The 17,279-nt window shown below is 51.7% G+C and carries 15 protein-coding genes, 1 tRNA gene and 1 pseudogene; 6 read left to right on the top strand and 11 right to left on the bottom strand.

Annotated elements, in window-relative coordinates; all coding sequences use genetic code 11:
* The first annotated feature begins 113 nt into the window (after positions 1–113).
* On the top strand, positions 114–782 hold the full coding sequence (locus ACT3TC_RS12310) for a 7-cyano-7-deazaguanine/7-aminomethyl-7-deazaguanine transporter (protein WP_444640237.1): 669 nt from the start codon (positions 114–116) through the stop codon (positions 780–782).
* 81 nt (positions 783–863) lie between these two features.
* Positions 864–1,670, top strand: a complete 807-nt coding sequence (locus ACT3TC_RS12305) for an alpha/beta fold hydrolase (RefSeq protein ID WP_444640236.1) — start codon at positions 864–866, stop codon at positions 1,668–1,670.
* 86 nt (positions 1,671–1,756) lie between these two features.
* Here the strand turns inward: ACT3TC_RS12305 and ACT3TC_RS12300 are convergent, their stop codons facing one another.
* On the bottom strand, positions 1,757–2,746 hold the full coding sequence (locus ACT3TC_RS12300; RefSeq protein ID WP_444640235.1) for an ABC transporter substrate-binding protein: 990 nt from the start codon (positions 2,744–2,746) through the stop codon (positions 1,757–1,759).
* Positions 2,747–3,036: 290 nt separating this feature from the next.
* Between ACT3TC_RS12300 and ACT3TC_RS12295 the strand changes: the two genes are divergently transcribed.
* The gene (locus ACT3TC_RS12295; RefSeq protein ID WP_444640234.1) at positions 3,037–4,743 is read left to right on the top strand and encodes a potassium/proton antiporter; all 1,707 of its coding nucleotides are present in this window, start codon (positions 3,037–3,039) and stop codon (positions 4,741–4,743) included.
* A 58-nt stretch (positions 4,744–4,801) separates the two neighbouring features.
* Positions 4,802–4,892 (top strand) — tRNA-Ser (locus ACT3TC_RS12290).
* Between the two features lie 42 nt (positions 4,893–4,934).
* Here ACT3TC_RS12290 and ACT3TC_RS12285 read toward each other — a convergent pair.
* From ACT3TC_RS12285 to ACT3TC_RS12265, 5 genes are all read right to left on the bottom strand, one after another.
* Positions 4,935–6,029: a tyrosine-type recombinase/integrase gene (locus ACT3TC_RS12285; RefSeq protein WP_444640233.1), complete on the bottom strand. Its 1,095-nt coding sequence runs from the start codon at positions 6,027–6,029 to the stop codon at positions 4,935–4,937.
* Positions 5,912–6,229 (bottom strand): helix-turn-helix domain-containing protein, encoded by a 318-nt coding sequence (locus tag ACT3TC_RS12280; protein WP_444640264.1) that lies wholly within the window; start codon positions 6,227–6,229, stop codon positions 5,912–5,914. The genes ACT3TC_RS12285 and ACT3TC_RS12280 overlap by 118 nt, the downstream gene beginning before the upstream one ends.
* 525 nt (positions 6,230–6,754) lie before the next feature.
* The gene (locus tag ACT3TC_RS12275) at positions 6,755–7,207 is read right to left on the bottom strand and encodes a hypothetical protein (protein WP_444640232.1); all 453 of its coding nucleotides are present in this window, start codon (positions 7,205–7,207) and stop codon (positions 6,755–6,757) included.
* Positions 7,208–7,372: 165 nt separating this feature from the next.
* The gene (locus ACT3TC_RS12270) at positions 7,373–7,540 is read right to left on the bottom strand and encodes a hypothetical protein (protein ID WP_444640231.1); all 168 of its coding nucleotides are present in this window, start codon (positions 7,538–7,540) and stop codon (positions 7,373–7,375) included.
* Between the two features lie 232 nt (positions 7,541–7,772).
* Positions 7,773–8,351, bottom strand: a complete 579-nt coding sequence (locus tag ACT3TC_RS12265; RefSeq protein ID WP_444640230.1) for a hypothetical protein — start codon at positions 8,349–8,351, stop codon at positions 7,773–7,775.
* Positions 8,352–9,467: 1,116 nt separating this feature from the next.
* Here ACT3TC_RS12265 and ACT3TC_RS12260 point away from each other — a divergent pair.
* Together ACT3TC_RS12260 and ACT3TC_RS12255 are read left to right on the top strand one after the other, a co-directional pair.
* Complete coding sequence (locus ACT3TC_RS12260; RefSeq protein ID WP_444640229.1) at positions 9,468–9,683, top strand: hypothetical protein; 216 nt, start codon at positions 9,468–9,470, stop codon at positions 9,681–9,683.
* A gap of 464 nt (positions 9,684–10,147) precedes the next feature.
* Positions 10,148–10,313: pseudogene (locus ACT3TC_RS12255) on the top strand (IS481 family transposase); the annotation flags it as partial.
* Positions 10,314–10,453: 140 nt separating this feature from the next.
* On the opposite strand, the gene ACT3TC_RS12250 reads toward ACT3TC_RS12255, so the two are convergent.
* The 5 genes from ACT3TC_RS12250 to ACT3TC_RS12230 form a co-directional block, all read right to left on the bottom strand.
* A complete protein-coding gene (locus ACT3TC_RS12250) occupies positions 10,454–11,236 on the bottom strand; it encodes a 3-hydroxybutyrate dehydrogenase (protein WP_444640228.1) in 783 nt (260 codons plus the stop codon).
* 238 nt (positions 11,237–11,474) lie between these two features.
* Positions 11,475–12,722, bottom strand: a complete 1,248-nt coding sequence (locus tag ACT3TC_RS12245; protein ID WP_444640227.1) for an MFS transporter — start codon at positions 12,720–12,722, stop codon at positions 11,475–11,477.
* A 77-nt stretch (positions 12,723–12,799) separates the two neighbouring features.
* Entirely contained in the window at positions 12,800–14,395 is a 1,596-nt protein-coding gene (locus ACT3TC_RS12240) for an antiporter (RefSeq protein ID WP_444640263.1), read from the bottom strand.
* A 242-nt stretch (positions 14,396–14,637) separates the two neighbouring features.
* Entirely contained in the window at positions 14,638–15,303 is a 666-nt protein-coding gene (gene narL / locus ACT3TC_RS12235) for a two-component system response regulator NarL (RefSeq protein ID WP_444640226.1), read from the bottom strand.
* A gap of 2 nt (positions 15,304–15,305) precedes the next feature.
* Positions 15,306–17,153: a histidine kinase gene (locus ACT3TC_RS12230; protein ID WP_444640225.1), complete on the bottom strand. Its 1,848-nt coding sequence runs from the start codon at positions 17,151–17,153 to the stop codon at positions 15,306–15,308.
* Between the last annotated feature and the right edge of the window lie 126 nt (positions 17,154–17,279).

Raw genomic sequence — 17,279 nt, 5'->3', positions numbered from 1 at the left:
GTGGCGACTTTTAATGCAGTTAAGAACGCGTATAATGCGCGGCCAGCAGCGCTATGCGCTTTCTTATGAGGGTTCCCTAACCCCTCTTGGCTTGTAAAAAAAGGTCATTTTGCATGTTTGCACTAAGTGATACGCAGTACCGCCGTTGCCTCGTGGTAATGGTCGCCTTCCATATCGGCATTATTGCTGCCAGTAACTACCTTGTTCAGCTGCCGTTTACGCTCTTTGGGTTCCATACCACTTGGGGAGCGTTTAGTTTTCCGTTTATCTTTCTAGCCACTGACTTAACGGTCCGCCTTTTCGGCAAAAATGCTGCACGCGCCATTATCTTGCGCGTGATGTTGCCCGCTCTGGTCGTATCGTATGTTGTGTCGGTCATATTTCCGCGGGGCAGTTTTGCCGGGTTTGAAGCACTCGGCGAGTGGAATGTGTTTGTGGCGCGCATTGCGCTGGCAAGCTTTCTTGCGTATGTCATAGGGCAGTTACTGGACGTGCAGGTATTTGATCGCTTGCGTCAATTGGCCTGGTGGGTAGCGCCGGTATGCTCGACGGTGCTGGGTAATTTTGCTGACACTTACGCGTTCTTTTCCACCGCATTCTATAACAGCCCGGACGCCTTTATGGCCGCAAACTGGCTAGAAATTGCTGCGGTGGACTATGCCATAAAGCTCGCCATCAGCCTGCTGTTCTTTTTACCCTTGTACGGCTTGCTGCTTGCCTGGTTGACGCGCCGCTTGGTGGTTTGGACGGGGCATACCGACCTATCTCCGCGTACGGTTTAATAATGTACGGCTAATCGTTGTTGCTTAACAATGACGGCCTTGTTGACAATCACCTGATTAATCAACGCTTAGGGAGTTTACATGACTGATGCTGCCACGGTGGACCTTCACTATCTGGAAATGGAGAGTGAAGGAGCTCCCGATGCGACACCGCTTGTGGTGATTCATGGCTTAATGGGTAGTGCCGACAACTGGCGCTCCCATTTGAAAGTCTGGCAGCGTTCGCGCCGCGTCATTGCCATGGATTTACGTAACCATGGTCGTTCACCGCATAGCGATGATATGCGCTATGCCACGATGGCCCAGGACGTCATTGCACTGCTCGATAGTCTCTCTATTACTCAGGCGCATGTGCTTGGCCACTCCATGGGCGGTAAAGTTGCTATCAGCCTTGCAAGGCTGGCGCCCCAGCGCGTAGTGACGTTGACAATAGGCGATATCGCCCCGGTCGTTTATCAGCATGGCCATGATGATATTTTTGCGGCCCTTAAGCGTGTTAGAGAAGGCCGGCCAAAAAATCGTCGTGAAGCCGATGAGCTGCTGGCTGAACACGTTGATTCGCGATCTACACGGCTATTTCTGGCGACCAATTTAGCGCGTACTGAAGAGGGTGAGTTGGGACTACGCATAGGGCTGGATGAGATCCAGCGAGGGTATGAGGATATTATTGACTTGCCTGCGGGGGAAGCTCCTTATGAAGGTCCGACGCTCGTGCTTCGCGGCGCCCAGTCGCACTATGTGACGGACGATATGCTGCCTGCCTTGCGTGAGATGATGCCCCAGGCGCGCGTTGTAACGCTTAAAAACGCAGGTCACTGGCTTCACGCAGAGCAGCCTGAGGCGTTTCAGCAAGCCGTTGAGGCCTTTTTGGAACACCATGAGCGCTAGGCTGCTTGAAAACAGTGCCTGCACTTAACAGGTCTTAATGATAAGCCCCCGCTACGAGTTTCTCCTGAACAATAAGCGCTCCCGGATTAAAGAGTGTAAGGGTCAATGGCCAAACGTGATGTGGGCAGTTCAGCGTCTATTACCCCTTGCTGTAAAAGATACGTTTCAAACGTTGCATAACGGCGTGCGTTCAAGGTAGCAGGGCTTAATGCGATCCGGCGCAGAATATCCGGCCAAGCGTTGGCATTGGTTGCGTTATCAAGAATGGGGTGAGCACCAATCAGCGTTTCCCAGGCGGACTCCGGATTTTCCACCATCCAGTTGCTGGCTTCTTCTAACGCCACCAAAAAACGCGACCACGTATCGGCTTTTTTGGCTAATGAGTTGCTATTGGCCACTACAATTAGCCCATCATGACGAGGAATGCCCAGCTCGCTATAGCGCACGGTGTGCGTGGCAATGCCGTTTGAGGCTAATTGCTCGGGCAGAAAATGATAAAAGCCGTCAGCAATGGCATCCACGCTCTCTTCAGTAAACGCATTGACCACATTAAAATGAACGCTTTGAGGCGCTAAAAATGTATCGGTTTGGCGTACGGAGCGCGGCACGAGCTTGGGAACCAGCAAGTTGGCACCTTCTCGAGTGTTGTATCCATAATGAAGTCCGGCCAAGTGCGTCGCATTTTCCGGTTGAGCGTCGCCAGTGACAATGACAGCGTTAAGCGGCGTTTCAATCAGTGTCGCAATGCGCGTGATGGGAGCATCTTCGTGGGCAAGTAGATGCAGCAATGGCTGGCGCGTTAACGCTAAATCCACTTCTCCCGCTGTCAGCAGCTTTATGGCGATCGCAGGGTCCGCCGGTGTTTGAAGCTCCACTTCCAACCCCTGTGCGCTAAACAGGTCTCTCGTTTGCGCAACGACCAAGGCCGCATGCTGAGGACTAAGATACCAGTCCAGCATTAAACGCACGCTTTTCAATGGCGGCGGCTCAAGCGGAGCCGGAGGTGTTAGTGCCGTAGTGGGCACTTCATCAACAGCATCACTGTCAACGGATAGCCACAGCATGTCAGGAATCATAATGTCACTTTCAAGAGAAAGCGGTGTCTGATCCTCCTTCGGCGTGTCTTGTTCTGCATAAGCTAATGAATATGCGAAAAATAAACAAAAAATCACCATCAAAAAGCGTAAGTGCCTATAACCAGAAAGGCAGCATGACATAATCATAACTCCTGATATCGAGATGGCGGAGTTTATCCCTGACAAACGGTGCGTGACTAGCCTTGAACGTGTTGGTCTGCTGAGTTCGCACAGTAAATTTACCGGTAGCATGCAATAATAGTGTGGCATTGATGTAGAGACGGAGAGACATGGACGGAATTTACACCTTCTTTTTAATTGGTGGTTCTCTAATGGCACTGAGTATTTTGGCGAGCCGACTCTCGTCAATGGTTGGTGTGCCACTTCTGCTCATCTTCCTGGGGCTAGGTATGCTGGCAGGGGAGGAAGGCGTTCTTGGCGTTGCCTTTGACGACTACTCAATGGCGTTCACAATTGGCCACCTCGCGCTTGCCATGATTCTGCTTGATGGCGGTTTACGTACGCGCCTTAAAACGTTCCGGGTAGGTTTTAAGCCGGCACTTTCGCTGGCGACTTTCGGGGTTTTTATCACCAGTGCGGTCGTGGGCATGATCGCTATGTGGGTGTTTGATTTAACGCTGGTGCAAGGGTTATTGGTGGGCGCTATTGTGGGTTCCACCGATGCTGCCGCCGTTTTCTCAATGCTTAGCGGTCGTGGCGTGAACCTCAACGAGCGGGTAGGGGCAACGCTTGAGATCGAATCGGGTACCAACGATCCGATGGCGATTTTTCTGACCTTAATGCTGGTAGAGCTTTTGGTCGGTGATATGGGCGGGGCATTTGAAACCCTGACCTTCTTTGTTTCTCAATTTGGTATTGGCTTGATTGTCGGCATTGGTGGTGGCTGGCTAAGCGCCAAGCTGCTCCGCTGGCTGGATTTAGCGCCTGGCCTTTATGCCATGCTGGCATTGGCGCTGGGCTTTAGTGTTTTCGGGCTTACCAGCGTACTGGGAGGCAGTGGTTTTCTTGCGATTTACCTGGCAGGCCTGATGATCGGCAATCAGCCTGGCCGACACCTTAACTTTATTCTTCCCGTACACGATGGCCTGGCGTGGTTAAGCCAGATTGGCCTTTTCCTGGTGCTCGGGCTTCTGGTAACACCCAGCCAGCTGTGGGACGTTGCATTGCCCGCAAGCCTGGTTGCGCTGGCACTTATCTTCATTGCGCGCCCTTTGGCGGTCTTAATTACCATTAAGCCATTTTTTAAATTTCGCTGGCGTGAAACCTTTTTTATCGCGTGGGTAGGTTTAAGGGGGGCAGTGCCCATCGTGCTGGCCATTTTCCCCGTCATTGGTGGGGTAGAAAATGCATCACTTTACTTTAACGTCGCCTTTGCGGTTGTGTTGTTGTCTCTATTGATACAAGGCGGCTCGCTCACGTTGGCAGCCCGGTTATTAAAAGTGGAGGTGCCAGTAGGCACAACGCCTAACCGTCGTGGGCCGCTGGGGATCTTGCCAGATAACGATTTTGAGATGTTTGTTTACGTTGTCGAAAACCGGGACCTTGAAGATGTGCCCATCCGGCTGCTGCGCTTCCCATCGGGTGCGTTGATTTCAGCGCTGTTTCGTAATCACACCATGCTGCATCCCAAGGGCAGCACCCGGCTGAAATTAGACGATGTCATCTGTGTGATAGGGCGCACAGAAGATCTTTCTGCGCTAAATCGCTTATTCAATGGCGATGCTGGCCTCAAACATGAGCGTGCATTCTTCGGTACCTTCACATTAGAGGGCGATGCACTTATGCAGGACGTTGCTCAAGCGTATGGCTTAACGCTAAGCCCGGGGGAGCATAGTATGACCCTCGCCGAGTTCGTCGCACTGCGCGTGGGTGGGCATCCTGTCGTGGGTGATGATGTGGATTGGCATGGTATTCACTGGGTCGTCAGCGAAATGGAAAAAGGCACGATTACCCGTGTAGGCCTGCGATTGTATTAATTGGGCTAGAAGGTGTTGACTTCCAAGGGAATACTGCTATTATACGCACCCATAAGCCGGAGGGATGGCAGAGCGGTTGAATGCACCGGTCTTGAAAACCGGCATAGGTTAATAGCCTATCCAGGGTTCGAATCCCTGTCCCTCCGCCACCTCGATTCTAAAGCCCCGTTTTTACGGGGCTTTTTTCGTTTCTAGGCTTTCTTTTTTCTGCCCAGCAACGCTTCTATATTCTCCGCCGGTTCTTTTACGTGATGAGAACGTGATTGCAGCTTGGCGACGGCATCCCTTGCTCGATGTGGTGCTAAGTGCGCATAGCGCTCTGTCATGTTTATGGTGGAGTGACCAAGAACCTCTTTTACATCTGCCAGCGGTACGCCTTCCGACACCAGCCAGCTTGCGCATGTGTGCCGCAAGTCATGGATGGTGAAGGCTTTGATACCCGCTAAAGCACATACCTTTTTAAATATTGGGTTCGGGTAAACATAACGGCTACCATCACGCTTAGAGAACACCCAAGGAGAAGAAGGGCAATAGGTCTGGTCGTATCGATGCCGACGCTTAAGCGCAGCCACTGCTGGCTCGTTCAGCGGTATCGTACGACGCTTACCTGCTTTGCTGTCTTCGGGCTCCAACGTTATCAGCGTATGCTCCCAGTTCACTCGCCGCCATTCCAGCTTTAGCAGCTCGCCTTTGCGTGCGCCTGTATGCAATGCCAACTCGATAAAGTCGGCTAAGCGGTCACCCTCGCGAGTCGCTTTAGCCTTCTCGATGAGCGTGTCGGCTTCCTTGCGGGTGGTCCAGCGCACGCGCCCAGGCGGTTCTTTAAGCATCCGGCCCTTCACAGGGTTGGGTAGCGACCATTCCATATGCGTCACCGCATGGGTAATCATGGCCGCCAGTATGGCCAGCTCTCGATTGATCGTTGCGGGCCCGACACCTTCGCTCTGCCGGTAGGCAATAAAGGCACGTATATCTGCACCTTCCAAAGTCCCCATCACCTTATCGGCACCAAAGAAGTCGTACAGCTTGCCGGTGCGCATCATGATGTCGGACAGCGAACGTTTATCCTGGCTGGCCAATAGATACTCTGTAGCAACCTCAGCAAAGCTGCGTTCCGGCGCCTCATCCCAATAGGATTGGCGATAAAGCTGCGCTTTCCACTTTCCTTCTAGCGCCTCTGCAGCTTGCTTGTCGGTCGTCCGAGTAGAGCGTCTAATTGGCTCGCCGCCTCCCGGCGGGGATAGGTAGACCCACCAATAAGGCGAGTCTGGGCGCTTATACGGCATGGCTTTCCTCCCGTTTTCGCGCCGGGTGCATCGGTAGTGTCGCTTACCGATGCAACTCCGGCAATCATGGCTTGCAAGGCTTGCTTATTGACGTAGGTTTTGCCGCCGATTTTGAGGCCTGGCAGCGTGCCATCCTTTACCCAGCGCGACACAGTGGCAGGATGACAAGCCAGTTCTGTAGCAGCCTCATCGCGGCTCATTAGCATTTCGCCCATGGTTATCTCCAGGCATAAAAAAACCGCTCATTGGCGGCGATAGTTTTTAAAGAGTTGGGTTGATACTCGCCAATAAGGCGTATCAGGTATTAATCGCTGTCGTCTCAGTAGGGCAGCGATCCGCTTGACGTTGGGAAGATCGGTTAGCATGCTCAAACTCCGTGCATCGCACGATTACCTTATGCTTGCACTTGCTTAAGGTGGGCATGGTTGGAAAGGGGAGGTGGCTGCAGTCTTTGATAGCGTGGCGGCAGGCCTTGCACATGCTGCCTTTGGGGTGGTGGATCATTGATTGCCCTCGACCTGGCGGCTGAGTCGCGCAGTGAGTAACGGCGACAGCGAGTATCCATCCACTCCGAACCAGAATCGGTTGCAACGTCTATCAGCTGTTTCCGGTATGTTTCGACTCCCATGGCCAGCTTGTCAGCTGATAAGCTTTGATTAAGGTAGCGTCGCATCACGTACTCTCATTGGATTGGCCGCGTAGCTTGGCTGAGGCGTCACGCATATCTACTGCAAATTCGCGCATACCTTACTAACATCAGGGTAATTGGGGTCTTTCGAGTGCCGGGCTTCGATGTGGCTGACAATATTTTCCAAGCATTCAGCCCATTGTTCGATTGCCTCAGTCTGCTTTATCGCGATTGCTTTAGCGAACTGATCAATATACTGCTCTTCAGTTGAGCCCCAGGAATTAACCAAGCATTCATCATCTGGGTAATCTTCGTCTGGCTCTCCCGGGACCATGAAGAACTTGTTTTCAATAGCATGCAGATACTTTGCAAAACGCCAGCAATTTTGAATATTCGTTACTATCACGCAGGTCTGGCGGCGAATATCGTGGCGAGCCGGAAAGCCTATGGTATCCACTACCGTTTCTGCATGCGCCGCCAGTTCGTCACGCTCGACCTTAACCTGCTCTAGCTCTTTTAGTGCGTCGGTATATTGTTGATCCATAGCCATTACGCGGCCCTCATCGAAACAAGCTGCCGACGCAGCTCCGCATTATCTGCTTCGAGTGCAGCAATACGCTCCGCTAATGTCCCATTTTCGGCAATTAATGCCGCTTTATTCGCTTCAGTCCTCATGTCGGGATGCTAACTGCTCGTTAATGGCCTCTGGGCTTTTTCAAGTGCTTGGTCCAAGTTTATCTCCGGTAACGATGTAACGGTCGCGGCTCGTCCGGCCAGTAGGCAGCGCTTGGTCAGGGCTTTCAATATGCCGCTCCCAGGTTTCCCGCGCTTCGGCTTTAGCCATCTTGGCGAGCATCAGTTTGCTGTAGTCTAGATAACCCATAACTTGCCTCGACTATTTCTAAGAAACCTCTATCATGCTGTCGCTACCTTAAGGATGTCTTACCTTGCGCTGCTCGTTATAAAGCCCTCGCTTTCGCGTGATACGGCCTGCGCTGGCTGGGCAGCGCCTTCCCCCGTCTGCTCATAACGTTGGCAAGTTAGCTGACCCAGCAGTGAGCCATTCGCCAGTGGGATTGCGGGCTATTGTCCATAGCTGTGTTTTCATTAGCCTTTTATCCTCGCGGTTGAATAGGTAACGCTGATCTCTGCTTCAATCGTGAACGTGTTATCGCATCGCTCGCATTCACGCTCTTGCTCTCTATTGACCATGCCGTCAATTTCTTCGCTTTCTGCTTCAAACTGTAAATCGCAATAGGGGCAGCGCGGATTATCCTCAAGGCGGTAATCAATCTCGTCTTGCTCTTTCGGCATCGCTGCAAGCGATTCCGTCTTTTCTGCCTCGTGCTCAATCTCGGCGCAAGGCTTGCATTGCCGGTCGTGTTTGCCGCCCCATGGGGATTCTGGTAACTGGCTTTGAGGCGACAAACGTCGTGCTTATCGCACTCGATATAGGTCATCCAATCGCGTGGTTTACCATTACATTCAGCGCAGCCGTTTACCCAGCACCATTGCCCGCCAATCAGCTCGGCAAATAAATGATGTTCAGGCGGACGCAGAACAACATCAGCGTTTTCTTCACTGGTGAATTGCTGGTCTTTGTAGTCTTTACGGAAAAGCTGAGTAGCTCCACTCCAGGTGCGCTTCATATCCGGCGTTAACAGCGGCTCGTTAATGAGAATTGGTGCCTGCATAATTTCCTCCAGACAAAAAGAAGCCCACTGGCGACGTACGTCATCACAGTGGTAGCCTTCGTTAATAAAAAAAGGGGAATCACATGGCTTTCCACAACCCTGACCCGAAAATGCGGGATATTGAAAAGCGCAATGCTGCCGCCCGTACCGCGCTGTATCGCAGAATATGGCGCGCTCTGCGCAAGGCAGTAATGGCGAAGTCTAAAAAGCCCCGCAATGCGAGGCGCTAGGCTCTACGTTTTCGGTATTTGAGCGCCCCGATCAGGCGTCAGTTAAAAGGGATTTCGTCGTCGAAGTCGTCATACTGCGCAGGATTGAGGGCGCCGTATGGCTGATGGTTATTTTGTGATGGACGCTGGTTATGCGGGGGCTGTTGTTAGCCTCCGTTGTTTGCTGGCGGATGGCCGTTGCCATGCTGTTTATTGGGCTTGAAGCACGACATGATTACCCTATCGCGGTTATCCGGATTAGGCACAATCCTGCCGGATTAAACCAGCGATGCAGAATGATGAACTCATTGCCGTCGTCGCTTTTCATCAGCGTGCCGACGTTTTGCCAGCGCGCTTTTGTCTGGCCTGATTATCGGTCTTGGTATTCGCCGGTTTTAACGGCAATGGGGTTTCGTAATTGGCAATAATGTGGCCATATCGAGATTCCTCTAAGTGTTTGGCGGGCATCTCTGGTAATCTCGCGCTATCGCGAGGTAGGAGATACAGATGAGAAAATTGCAATTAACTGCTGCGGCAGTTATCGCTGCAGCGCTGTCTGGTTGCGCGGTATACAGCGACGGCTATGGGTACGGCGGGCATCGTGACTACGAGCGGGGTTCGGGCGTCCCGAATGGGCATCTTCCGCCTCCCGGTGAATGCCGAATCTGGTACACAGATAGGCCACCTGGCCACCAGCCGCCTCCTGGCGATTGCCACAAGTTGCGATATCAGGTGCCACCTGGCGCTCGCCTGATACACGGCTAATTCTGGAAAAAAGCCCCTCGGGTGAGGGGCGAATGCAGGGAAATGGTCGGCATTCTCGGCCTCGACCGGGGCGCTGGGTCTCACTATCGCAGTTAGCGCGTCTTAGCTATCCTGAAGTTTCCACACACCAGGAGCTAAAAAAATGGCTGACACAATCACGGCACAATGCCCAGACTGCGGCAATACCGAACTCAGCATCCCTGATAACGATGATGAGCAAGTTGTTTGCGCCGCTTGCGACTCCGAAATAGGCACTAAGCGATCTTTCCTTGATAATCTAGATAAAATTGGCAAAGAGATTGGTGATGGCGTTTTGGGTGTCTTCGGTGCCAGTGGCAAGGGCATGAAGAACCGATAAGCGCCTCGCTTCGCACTTTGTTGGCCAGCTCGTGCAAGTCGTCATTACTGATCTGATCTGCCGTGCTGGCCGACTCAGTAAACTGGCTTTCGGGTGCGCCCTGGATATGACTAAGGCGCTTCCATTGACATGTCGTAGCCTTCACGCACTCCCCTTGGTCTCTCGCGTTCTCCACGCGTAGAACTGAAGGGACTCGTAACTGCCTGTTCCTAACTACTACCGAAGACGCCTTCCTAAGTTGCATGAGATTACTTTCCCTTTGGCGTTCCGGTTTCATGGAGCCCGTTGAATCTCCAGCTTTGCCACTACATGGCTGAGGTACACGAACTTACTTTTGCTTTGATAACCTGGCGATACCACTAAGTAAGGTATTGGACACTTGGTGTAAGAGGCCGGATGATAGGTTAAGTCATATCTGTTGGCAGCACGTGATCTCATTGCTTACTTTATTCAGGAGCAGTGAAATGGATATCAAATTACACAAGACAGCGACCACTACCCCACGCATCCGCCGCGAGATCCAGCTGGCACCCGCCTCGGTTAGCGATAGTGAATTGGCGCTGCGTTATCGTGTTTCTTGTCCCACGATTGCCCGGTGGGTGCTACCGAGAGACGCAACATGATCTGTCACGTTGTAACTGGCTGTACAACCACATCAATGCACCATCAGCCTCCGGTGGGCGCAATGAAGCAGTGTCAGGCTGATAGGCCCGAATTATTTTGGAAGGTGTAATCAATCATGCGGGCCCCGACATCAGCAGGCTAGCGGGTTACTGCATAAACCAGCCGTGGCTTACTACCAACGACTGACCGGTCATCACATTGCTCTCGGCGCCCGCAAAGAATAGTACGGCATCGGTCACATCGTCAGTGGTAGTGAATTGCCCATCCACGGTGTCTTTAAGCATGACGTTTTTGATCACTTCTTCTTCAGTGATACCCAGCTCTTTTGCTTGCTCAGGGATCTGTTTGTCTACCAACGGCGTGCGCACAAAACCTGGACATACCACGTTGGACGTCACGTTGTACTCTGCTCCTTCCTTGGCCAGCACCTTGCTGAGGCCGATCAGGCCATGCTTGGCGGTGACATAGGGCGCCTTGAGCTTAGAGGCCTCTTTAGAGTGGACCGAGCCCATATAAATTACACGGCCATAATTGGCGGCGTACATGTGCTTTAAGCAGGCTCGCGTAGTAAGGAATGCGCCGTCAAGATGGATGGACAGCAGCTTTTTCCAGTCTTCAAACGGAAAGTCGACCAGCGGATGCACGGTCTGGATACCTGCGTTACTGACCAGGATGTCAATCTTGCCGTACTTGGCAATGACCTCATTCACCGCCTTTTCGACTTGCTCTTCGTCGGTGACGTTCATTGCCACCGCAAACGCATCGGCGCCCGAGGCCTTGATCTCTTCGGCAGTGGCCTTGGCGGCATCTAGGTTGAGGTCAGCGATGATAGGAGTACCACCCTCGGCAGCAAAACGAATGGCAATTTCCTTGCCGATGCCGCTGGCAGACCCAGTAATAAGACCAATTCTGTTGTCAAAACGCGCCATGGTATACTCCTTTTAAGTGTTGGAAGTGCCATCAAGATAATCAAAAACAACCTGACCCAAGCCAAGGACCAGGTTGGCGATGCAGTGAGTGGCTGAAACCACGCCAAGAACCGGCAGATAAGCAGCATATAATCTCGCTGATCACTGTGGTAGACAACACTCCATCATGGCAAATTACTAAAGGCCACTACTTCAAACGGTAAACAACGGCTTTCAGAAGAGAGGAAGTATGATTTGCTTAATCTTCCGTCTCTTTTGTAAACGTTTTGACGCGTCTTTCTGTCCACCACATCCAGATAATCGAAATAAGTGTTACCGCGAAGCACAGCATCCATACGGTGGTGGCGATGCCTGTCAGGTCGACGAGGGCGCCAAACATGATAGGTAGTAGAAAACCTCCCAGGCCGCCTGCAAGGCCGACAATGCCGGATACCAAACCAAGGTTTTCCTGGTAGTCATTGGCAAGATACTTAAAGACAGAAGCTTTACCAATTCCCCACGCAATGCCCACTACAAATAGCGCGGTAGTGAAAAGCCACACGGGTATGCCAAATCCAAACTCCACGCGAGCCCCATTGGCAGCGCCTTGAACGCTATAGTAAGTCTCTGGATAGGACATGATAAAGAGCGCAATTAGACTCGCCCATAAGCATGTCCAGGTCACGGTGTGGGCGCCGAAACGATCCGATAACCAACCGCCGAATGCGCGAATAATGCCGGAAGGCAAGACGAAAATAGTGGCAATCACGGCAGCTAATTGAATGCCAAAGCCATATTCATTCATGTAGTAACGGGTAAGCCATAGCGAGACGCCGACATAGCCGCCGAACACCACCGAGTAGTATTGACAATACTTCCAGACTTTTGGGTCGTTGATAACGTTGAGCTGCTCACGCAAGGAGCTACGTTGTGTATTGCGATGGCTCGGGTCAGTAAACGAGAAGAACCAAAAGAAAGCGGCAGTTGTGAGCATGATAATCGCATACAGATTGGGTACCGCTTGCCAGCCAAGCATAACGATAACGGTAGGGGCTATGTATTTGGTAACAGCGGCACCCGCATTGCCCGCCCCAAATACCCCCATTGCCAAGCCTTGGCGATCTTTTTCAAACCACTTTGCCGTATAAGTGATACCAACCGAAAAAGCTCCCCCGGATAGGCCGATAAAAGCGCCTAGTATTAATAACTGCCAATAAGCGGTAGCGAACTGCACCAGCCAGATAGCGGGCACAATAACCAAAAGCACAATAAAGAAAACCGGACGCCCGCCGTAACGGTCTGTCATGGAGCCCAAGGGCAAGCGGGCGAGAGCACCGGTAAGAATAGGAATAGCCGTTAAAATGCCAAACTGCGTTCCGTTAAGTGCTAATTCCTCGGCAATAGGAACGCCAATTTCACCAAACATGGTCCAGACCATAAAGCACATGGTGAACGCAAAGGTGTTGGCAATGAGTACTGCATTCTGCTTAAAACGATGGGTAGCCATGATGCCCCCTGAGTTTTCGCGTCAATAGGATAGATAGCATTGATATCCAGGTCCCCAATTTAATTGGCATCAAACCACTATGGATTACGCACATAGGCATTTTTGCGCAGGTAGAACCACCAGTTGATCAGCAGGCAAACCAGGTAAAAAACGGCAAAACCATACATGGCTACTTCAGGTGAGCCTGCACGAATTTGATCCCCCAGCACAACGGGGGCAATAAACGAGCCGTAACCAGCAATAGCCGCTGTCCAACCCAGTACCGGACCCTTTTTCTGCGCGTCAAAAATAAAGCCAATACTGCGAAATGTAGAGCCGTTGCCGATGCCGCTGGCGGTGAAGAGCACCATAAACAGCAGCATGAATAACCAGAAGTATTGGTTAGGATCGGTGGCGTTGTACGCCAGCATCATGACGTAACCCGCCCCGGCTGATGCAAAGACCATTACCACCGTGATGATTTGTGTGACCAGTGAGCCACCGAATTTGTCAGCTACCCAGCCACCGATAGGGCGTACCAGCGCACCTATAAAAGGGCCTATCCATGACCACGTAAGCGCGCTGGGCGCATCCGGGTTGGCGATTCGAGTAATGCTGCCATCGGCCGCTACTTCGGCCATATTGCCGAATATAATCGTGATTGAAAGGGGAAGAGCCGCTGAAAAGCCAATAAATGAGCCAAAGGTGACGATGTAAAGTAGCGTCATTGCCCACGTGTGTTTATCACGGAAAATCGTAAACTGTTTTTGGATGTTAGGTTTGATTTGTTCGCCAGGTATAAGGCGCAGCATGATCAGAGTGACAATGACGGTGCAGGGCAGAGTCAGCCACATATTTAGCCAAGACAGCGCCACAAGGCCAAGGAATGTCGCAATAATACCGACACCATAAAGCCCCAGTATCTTGCCAAATGCCTGTAGCGGGGTGCCTGGGTCGGGGCTAATAGGGCGCAAGTTGTTCATGCCAAACCAGCCAGCAAAGGCTAAAGGGATGAGAAAGAGCACCCAGATAAACGCCGCATTCTGTATCCAGGTAAGGGTGCCCGCCTCAATCCGGCCAATCAAGGTTCCGCTTGTGTTTTGAAGCTCCATGGGGCCGCCCGCAAGAACACCAAAAAGGCCGACAGTCATCACCAGGGGAACAAGGATTTGCATGGTGGTGACACCAAAATTGCCAAGCCCTGCGTTCATTCCCAGTGCGTAGCCTTGCTGTTTTTTGGGATAGAAGCTCGAAATATTACTCATGGAACAGGCAAAGTTTCCTCCGCCAATACCTGATAACAGGGCCAGTGCCTGAAAAATCCAGAAAGGCGTGTTCGGATTCATAAGCGCGAACCCAGTGCCTGCTGCGGGTATGATCAGCAATGCTGTGGTGAGAAAAACCGTATTACGTCCCCCCGCTAAACTAAGCATAAATGCCGCAGGAATACGTAATGTTGCGCCCGCCAGCCCCGCAGTAGCGGTAAGGGTAAAGAGCTGGTCAGTGGTGAAAGGAAAGCCCAGGTTTTGCATCTGGGTGGCGATCATGCCCCACATCATCCATACCGCAAAGCCTACCAGAAGGCTCGGAATAGAAATCCATAAATTGCGGTTTGCAATGTGCTTTCCTTCGTTTTCCCAGAAGCCGGAGTCTTCGACATCCCAGCGTTCAATGTCAGCATTTTTTCTGGCCATCATGTACCCCCTTGTAGAAAAGTGCCGCATAGCACTGCTTATACGAAAGATACGCGCTAGCAAGCAGAGGGGGAATGAGGCAGGTCAATGGATGGGAACTCTCAAGTACCTCTTACGAGGTATGTATGCTGAGTATCTAATGTATTGTTTTTAAAAGTTTTAATGATGCGTTTGGTGGTGTAATAAATGGCAATAAGTGGAAGTTGGATTTTAAGGGGTATCCACTCATGGCAGGCTTTCAGCTACTTATTGAGGCCTTCTTGTACGGCCCAAACAGCCGCTTCCACGCGCGAGCGCAGGCTTAGCTTTTTGAGCAGGTGCTTAACATGTACCTTGACGGTGCCTTCGGTAATATCAAGCTTGCGGGCAATGAGCTTGTTCGACATGCCTGCGGCTAATTCGGCAAGAATCTCTTTTTCGCGCTGAGTAAGCGCATTAATAGACGGTTTCGTAGGGAGTGAACGCTGGTTGCGCAATGCTTGGGCAAGTAGCGCTGTTAAATTTTCGCTAATGGCCATGCGGCCTTTGGCAGCCTGGCGCAGTTGATGAATCATATCCTCTGGCTCCATGTCCTTTAACAAGTAGCCATCGGCCCCGCCACGCAGTGCATCGACCACGTCGTCTTCCTGATCTGACACGGTATACATAATGACGCGGCCTGCATAACCTTCTTCGCGCAAATGTTTAAGTGTTTCCAGGCCATCCATCTCGGGCATATTGAGATCCAGCAGTACCATGTCTGGATCAAGCGTAATGGCTTGATGGATGCCTTCACGGGGGCTTCCTGTTTCAAATACCAATGCCAGATCATCTTCCATTTCCAGTAATTGACGTACGCCTCGTCGTAGCAATGGATGATCATCAATTACGATAAGTGTGGCGGGCTCGTCGTAAATTTCGCTAGCCATATTCAAGTACTTCCTTCCTTGATAAGACGTTCGGTCAACGGGGTAAAGCACAGATAAACGCCTGTGCCTCCTTCCGGTCGATTATTGAAATGGAGGTCGGCATTAATGTTATTGGCTCGATCACGCATGATCACTAGCCCGTAGTGCATGGGGGGGGACTGATCATCCTGTAGGCCTATACCGTCATCTTCAATCGCCAAGTGCAGTGTTGCCTGATCAAATACCAAGCTAACGTGTGCCCAGTGAGCTTTGGCATGCTTATGTGTATTGGCGAGTGCTTCACGCGTGATTTGCAGCAGGTGTATTTCTTCACTTGCGCTAAGTAAGTGAGGCGGCAGGCGGTAGGTTAGCTCGACCGGGAACCCAAGCCGCTGGCTAAACTCTTTGATGGTTTGCTGTAGTGCGGGCTGAAGGCCTGGCTTATCCAAACTAAGCCGGAACGTGCTTAATAGCTCACGGAGCTGGCGATAGGCGCTATTCAGCCCTTCACGTAAATCGCTGGTCACGCCACGTTGTTGCTCGGCGGAAAATTGCTTCGCCTGCATGCGTTCCAAGCGGGTTACCTGCATCTTTAAATAAGACAGTGACTGGGCGAGTGAGTCATGAAGCTCACGGGCAATAATCGTGCGCTCGTTGACAAGAGAAAGCTGTTGCTCTTCTTCAATACGCTTCTGTAAAAAGATAGCTGTGGCCAGGTTGTCGGTAAGCGTATTGAGTAGCTGCTGCTTCGATGCGTTGATGGGCGCAGAGTAGCCCACGGTAAGGGAGCCAAGAATCTCCTCGCCAACCGCAACGGGCAGCACGATCGCTTCGGCATTGCGAGCAATCGCATTGCCTCGTTGCGGCTCCAGGCAGGCAAGGCAGTTTAAGTCTCGACAATAGAGAGGCCGCTCGGATGAGTGGGTCGCCAAAATTGCCATATCAGTATCGTCATGCTCGCTGCGCAGCGAAAGCACGATCGGGCCGATATCCAGTAAGTCTTCAAGCTCGCGTAAGATAGGTGCCGTGCTGGCGCAAAGGTCATTGCCGCCCCCATAAAGCGTACGGCTTCCATTGTGAATGATCTGGAGAGCGCGATTGTGGCGTTTAAGTTCTGCCTGCTTGCGAGATACACGCGCTTCCAACGCCTGGTAACGCGTATCCAGCCTCGCTGCCATCTGATCAAAAGCGCGCCCAAGCTGGCCTAGCTCATCGTGGCTGGAAAAATTAGAGCGATACTGGAAGTTGCCATGGCCCGCTTCTCGGCTCAGGACTCTAAGCTGGCGAAGCGGCGTCACCAGATTATGCCGAATATCGTAGAGCGCAATGAAAAGCAGCACACCAATCAAAAGGAAAAAAAGCAGCTGCAGAGAACCCAGTAAATGCATCTTGGATTTAGTGCTGCTTTCAAGTGTCGAGACATACTGGTCAATATGATGAATAAGATTATTCAGCGCTACTCTGGCTTGTGCTACATCATTGCTACTACCATGAATAGCATCATCAAGCAGGGGGATTAAGGTGTTATGCCACAGCGCTTTTAGCCCAGCAAGCTGCTCTTGAAGCACCTCATCATGGGTGTAGTGATACCCAACGGCGAGTGCTGGGCCTTCCAGTTTCGCGGTAAGCTGATCAGTCAGTTGGTTAACGTTTTGTTGAGACCCGTTTTGCGTTTGGGTCAATGGGCCCAAGGCTTCAGAAAGCTGAGCGCTGTTCAAGCGTAATGAGCCCGCGACATTAATCGCCGCTGCATCACCCTGGCTATTTTGGGCAACCATCATGGTGACGCCGATGCTGAGAACGGTCATCCCCGTGATGGCCAGGAGGTAAGCAGTAATACGAGCTACAAGAGAGTGGCGTAAGAGATTCATGCGACTCCCATGGATTTAAAAAGAAGGGGTCTTAAAAACCTGAATTCAACTAATAAGTGCAGCACCTGCGGTTTCTAGTGCTCCTGAATATTCTCCTAAAAACACCTGGGCTGGGGTTCGATATCT

Source organism: Halomonas sp. AOP27-A1-41, from assembly GCF_052378605.1.
In the GTDB taxonomy this organism is placed as follows: Bacteria; Pseudomonadota; Gammaproteobacteria; order Pseudomonadales; family Halomonadaceae; genus Vreelandella; species Vreelandella citrativorans.
This window is presented reverse-complemented; position numbering and strand designations above follow the sequence as displayed.

Excerpts from the sequence above, each read along its gene's own strand:
- ACT3TC_RS12295 (WP_444640234.1), top strand. The coding sequence starts at position 3,037 with ATGGACGGAATTTACACCTTCTTTTTAATTGGTGGTTCTCTAATGGCA.
- ACT3TC_RS12300 (WP_444640235.1), bottom strand. The coding sequence starts at position 2,746 with ATGATTCCTGACATGCTGTGGCTATCCGTTGACAGTGATGCTGTTGAT.
- ACT3TC_RS12275 (WP_444640232.1), bottom strand. The coding sequence starts at position 7,207 with ATGGCTATGGATCAACAATATACCGACGCACTAAAAGAGCTAGAGCAG.
- ACT3TC_RS12280 (WP_444640264.1), bottom strand. The coding sequence starts at position 6,229 with ATGAGCCGCGATGAGGCTGCTACAGAACTGGCTTGTCATCCTGCCACT.
- ACT3TC_RS12245 (WP_444640227.1), bottom strand. The coding sequence starts at position 12,722 with ATGGCTACCCATCGTTTTAAGCAGAATGCAGTACTCATTGCCAACACC.
- ACT3TC_RS12310 (WP_444640237.1), top strand. The coding sequence starts at position 114 with ATGTTTGCACTAAGTGATACGCAGTACCGCCGTTGCCTCGTGGTAATG.
- ACT3TC_RS12305 (WP_444640236.1), top strand. The coding sequence starts at position 864 with ATGACTGATGCTGCCACGGTGGACCTTCACTATCTGGAAATGGAGAGT.
- narL (WP_444640226.1), bottom strand. The coding sequence starts at position 15,303 with ATGGCTAGCGAAATTTACGACGAGCCCGCCACACTTATCGTAATTGAT.
- ACT3TC_RS12240 (WP_444640263.1), bottom strand. The coding sequence starts at position 14,395 with ATGGCCAGAAAAAATGCTGACATTGAACGCTGGGATGTCGAAGACTCC.
- ACT3TC_RS12260 (WP_444640229.1), top strand. The coding sequence starts at position 9,468 with ATGGCTGACACAATCACGGCACAATGCCCAGACTGCGGCAATACCGAA.
- ACT3TC_RS12270 (WP_444640231.1), bottom strand. The coding sequence starts at position 7,540 with ATGGGTTATCTAGACTACAGCAAACTGATGCTCGCCAAGATGGCTAAA.
- ACT3TC_RS12250 (WP_444640228.1), bottom strand. The coding sequence starts at position 11,236 with ATGGCGCGTTTTGACAACAGAATTGGTCTTATTACTGGGTCTGCCAGC.
- ACT3TC_RS12230 (WP_444640225.1), bottom strand. The coding sequence starts at position 17,153 with ATGAATCTCTTACGCCACTCTCTTGTAGCTCGTATTACTGCTTACCTC.
- ACT3TC_RS12265 (WP_444640230.1), bottom strand. The coding sequence starts at position 8,351 with ATGCAGGCACCAATTCTCATTAACGAGCCGCTGTTAACGCCGGATATG.
- ACT3TC_RS12285 (WP_444640233.1), bottom strand. The coding sequence starts at position 6,029 with ATGCCGTATAAGCGCCCAGACTCGCCTTATTGGTGGGTCTACCTATCC.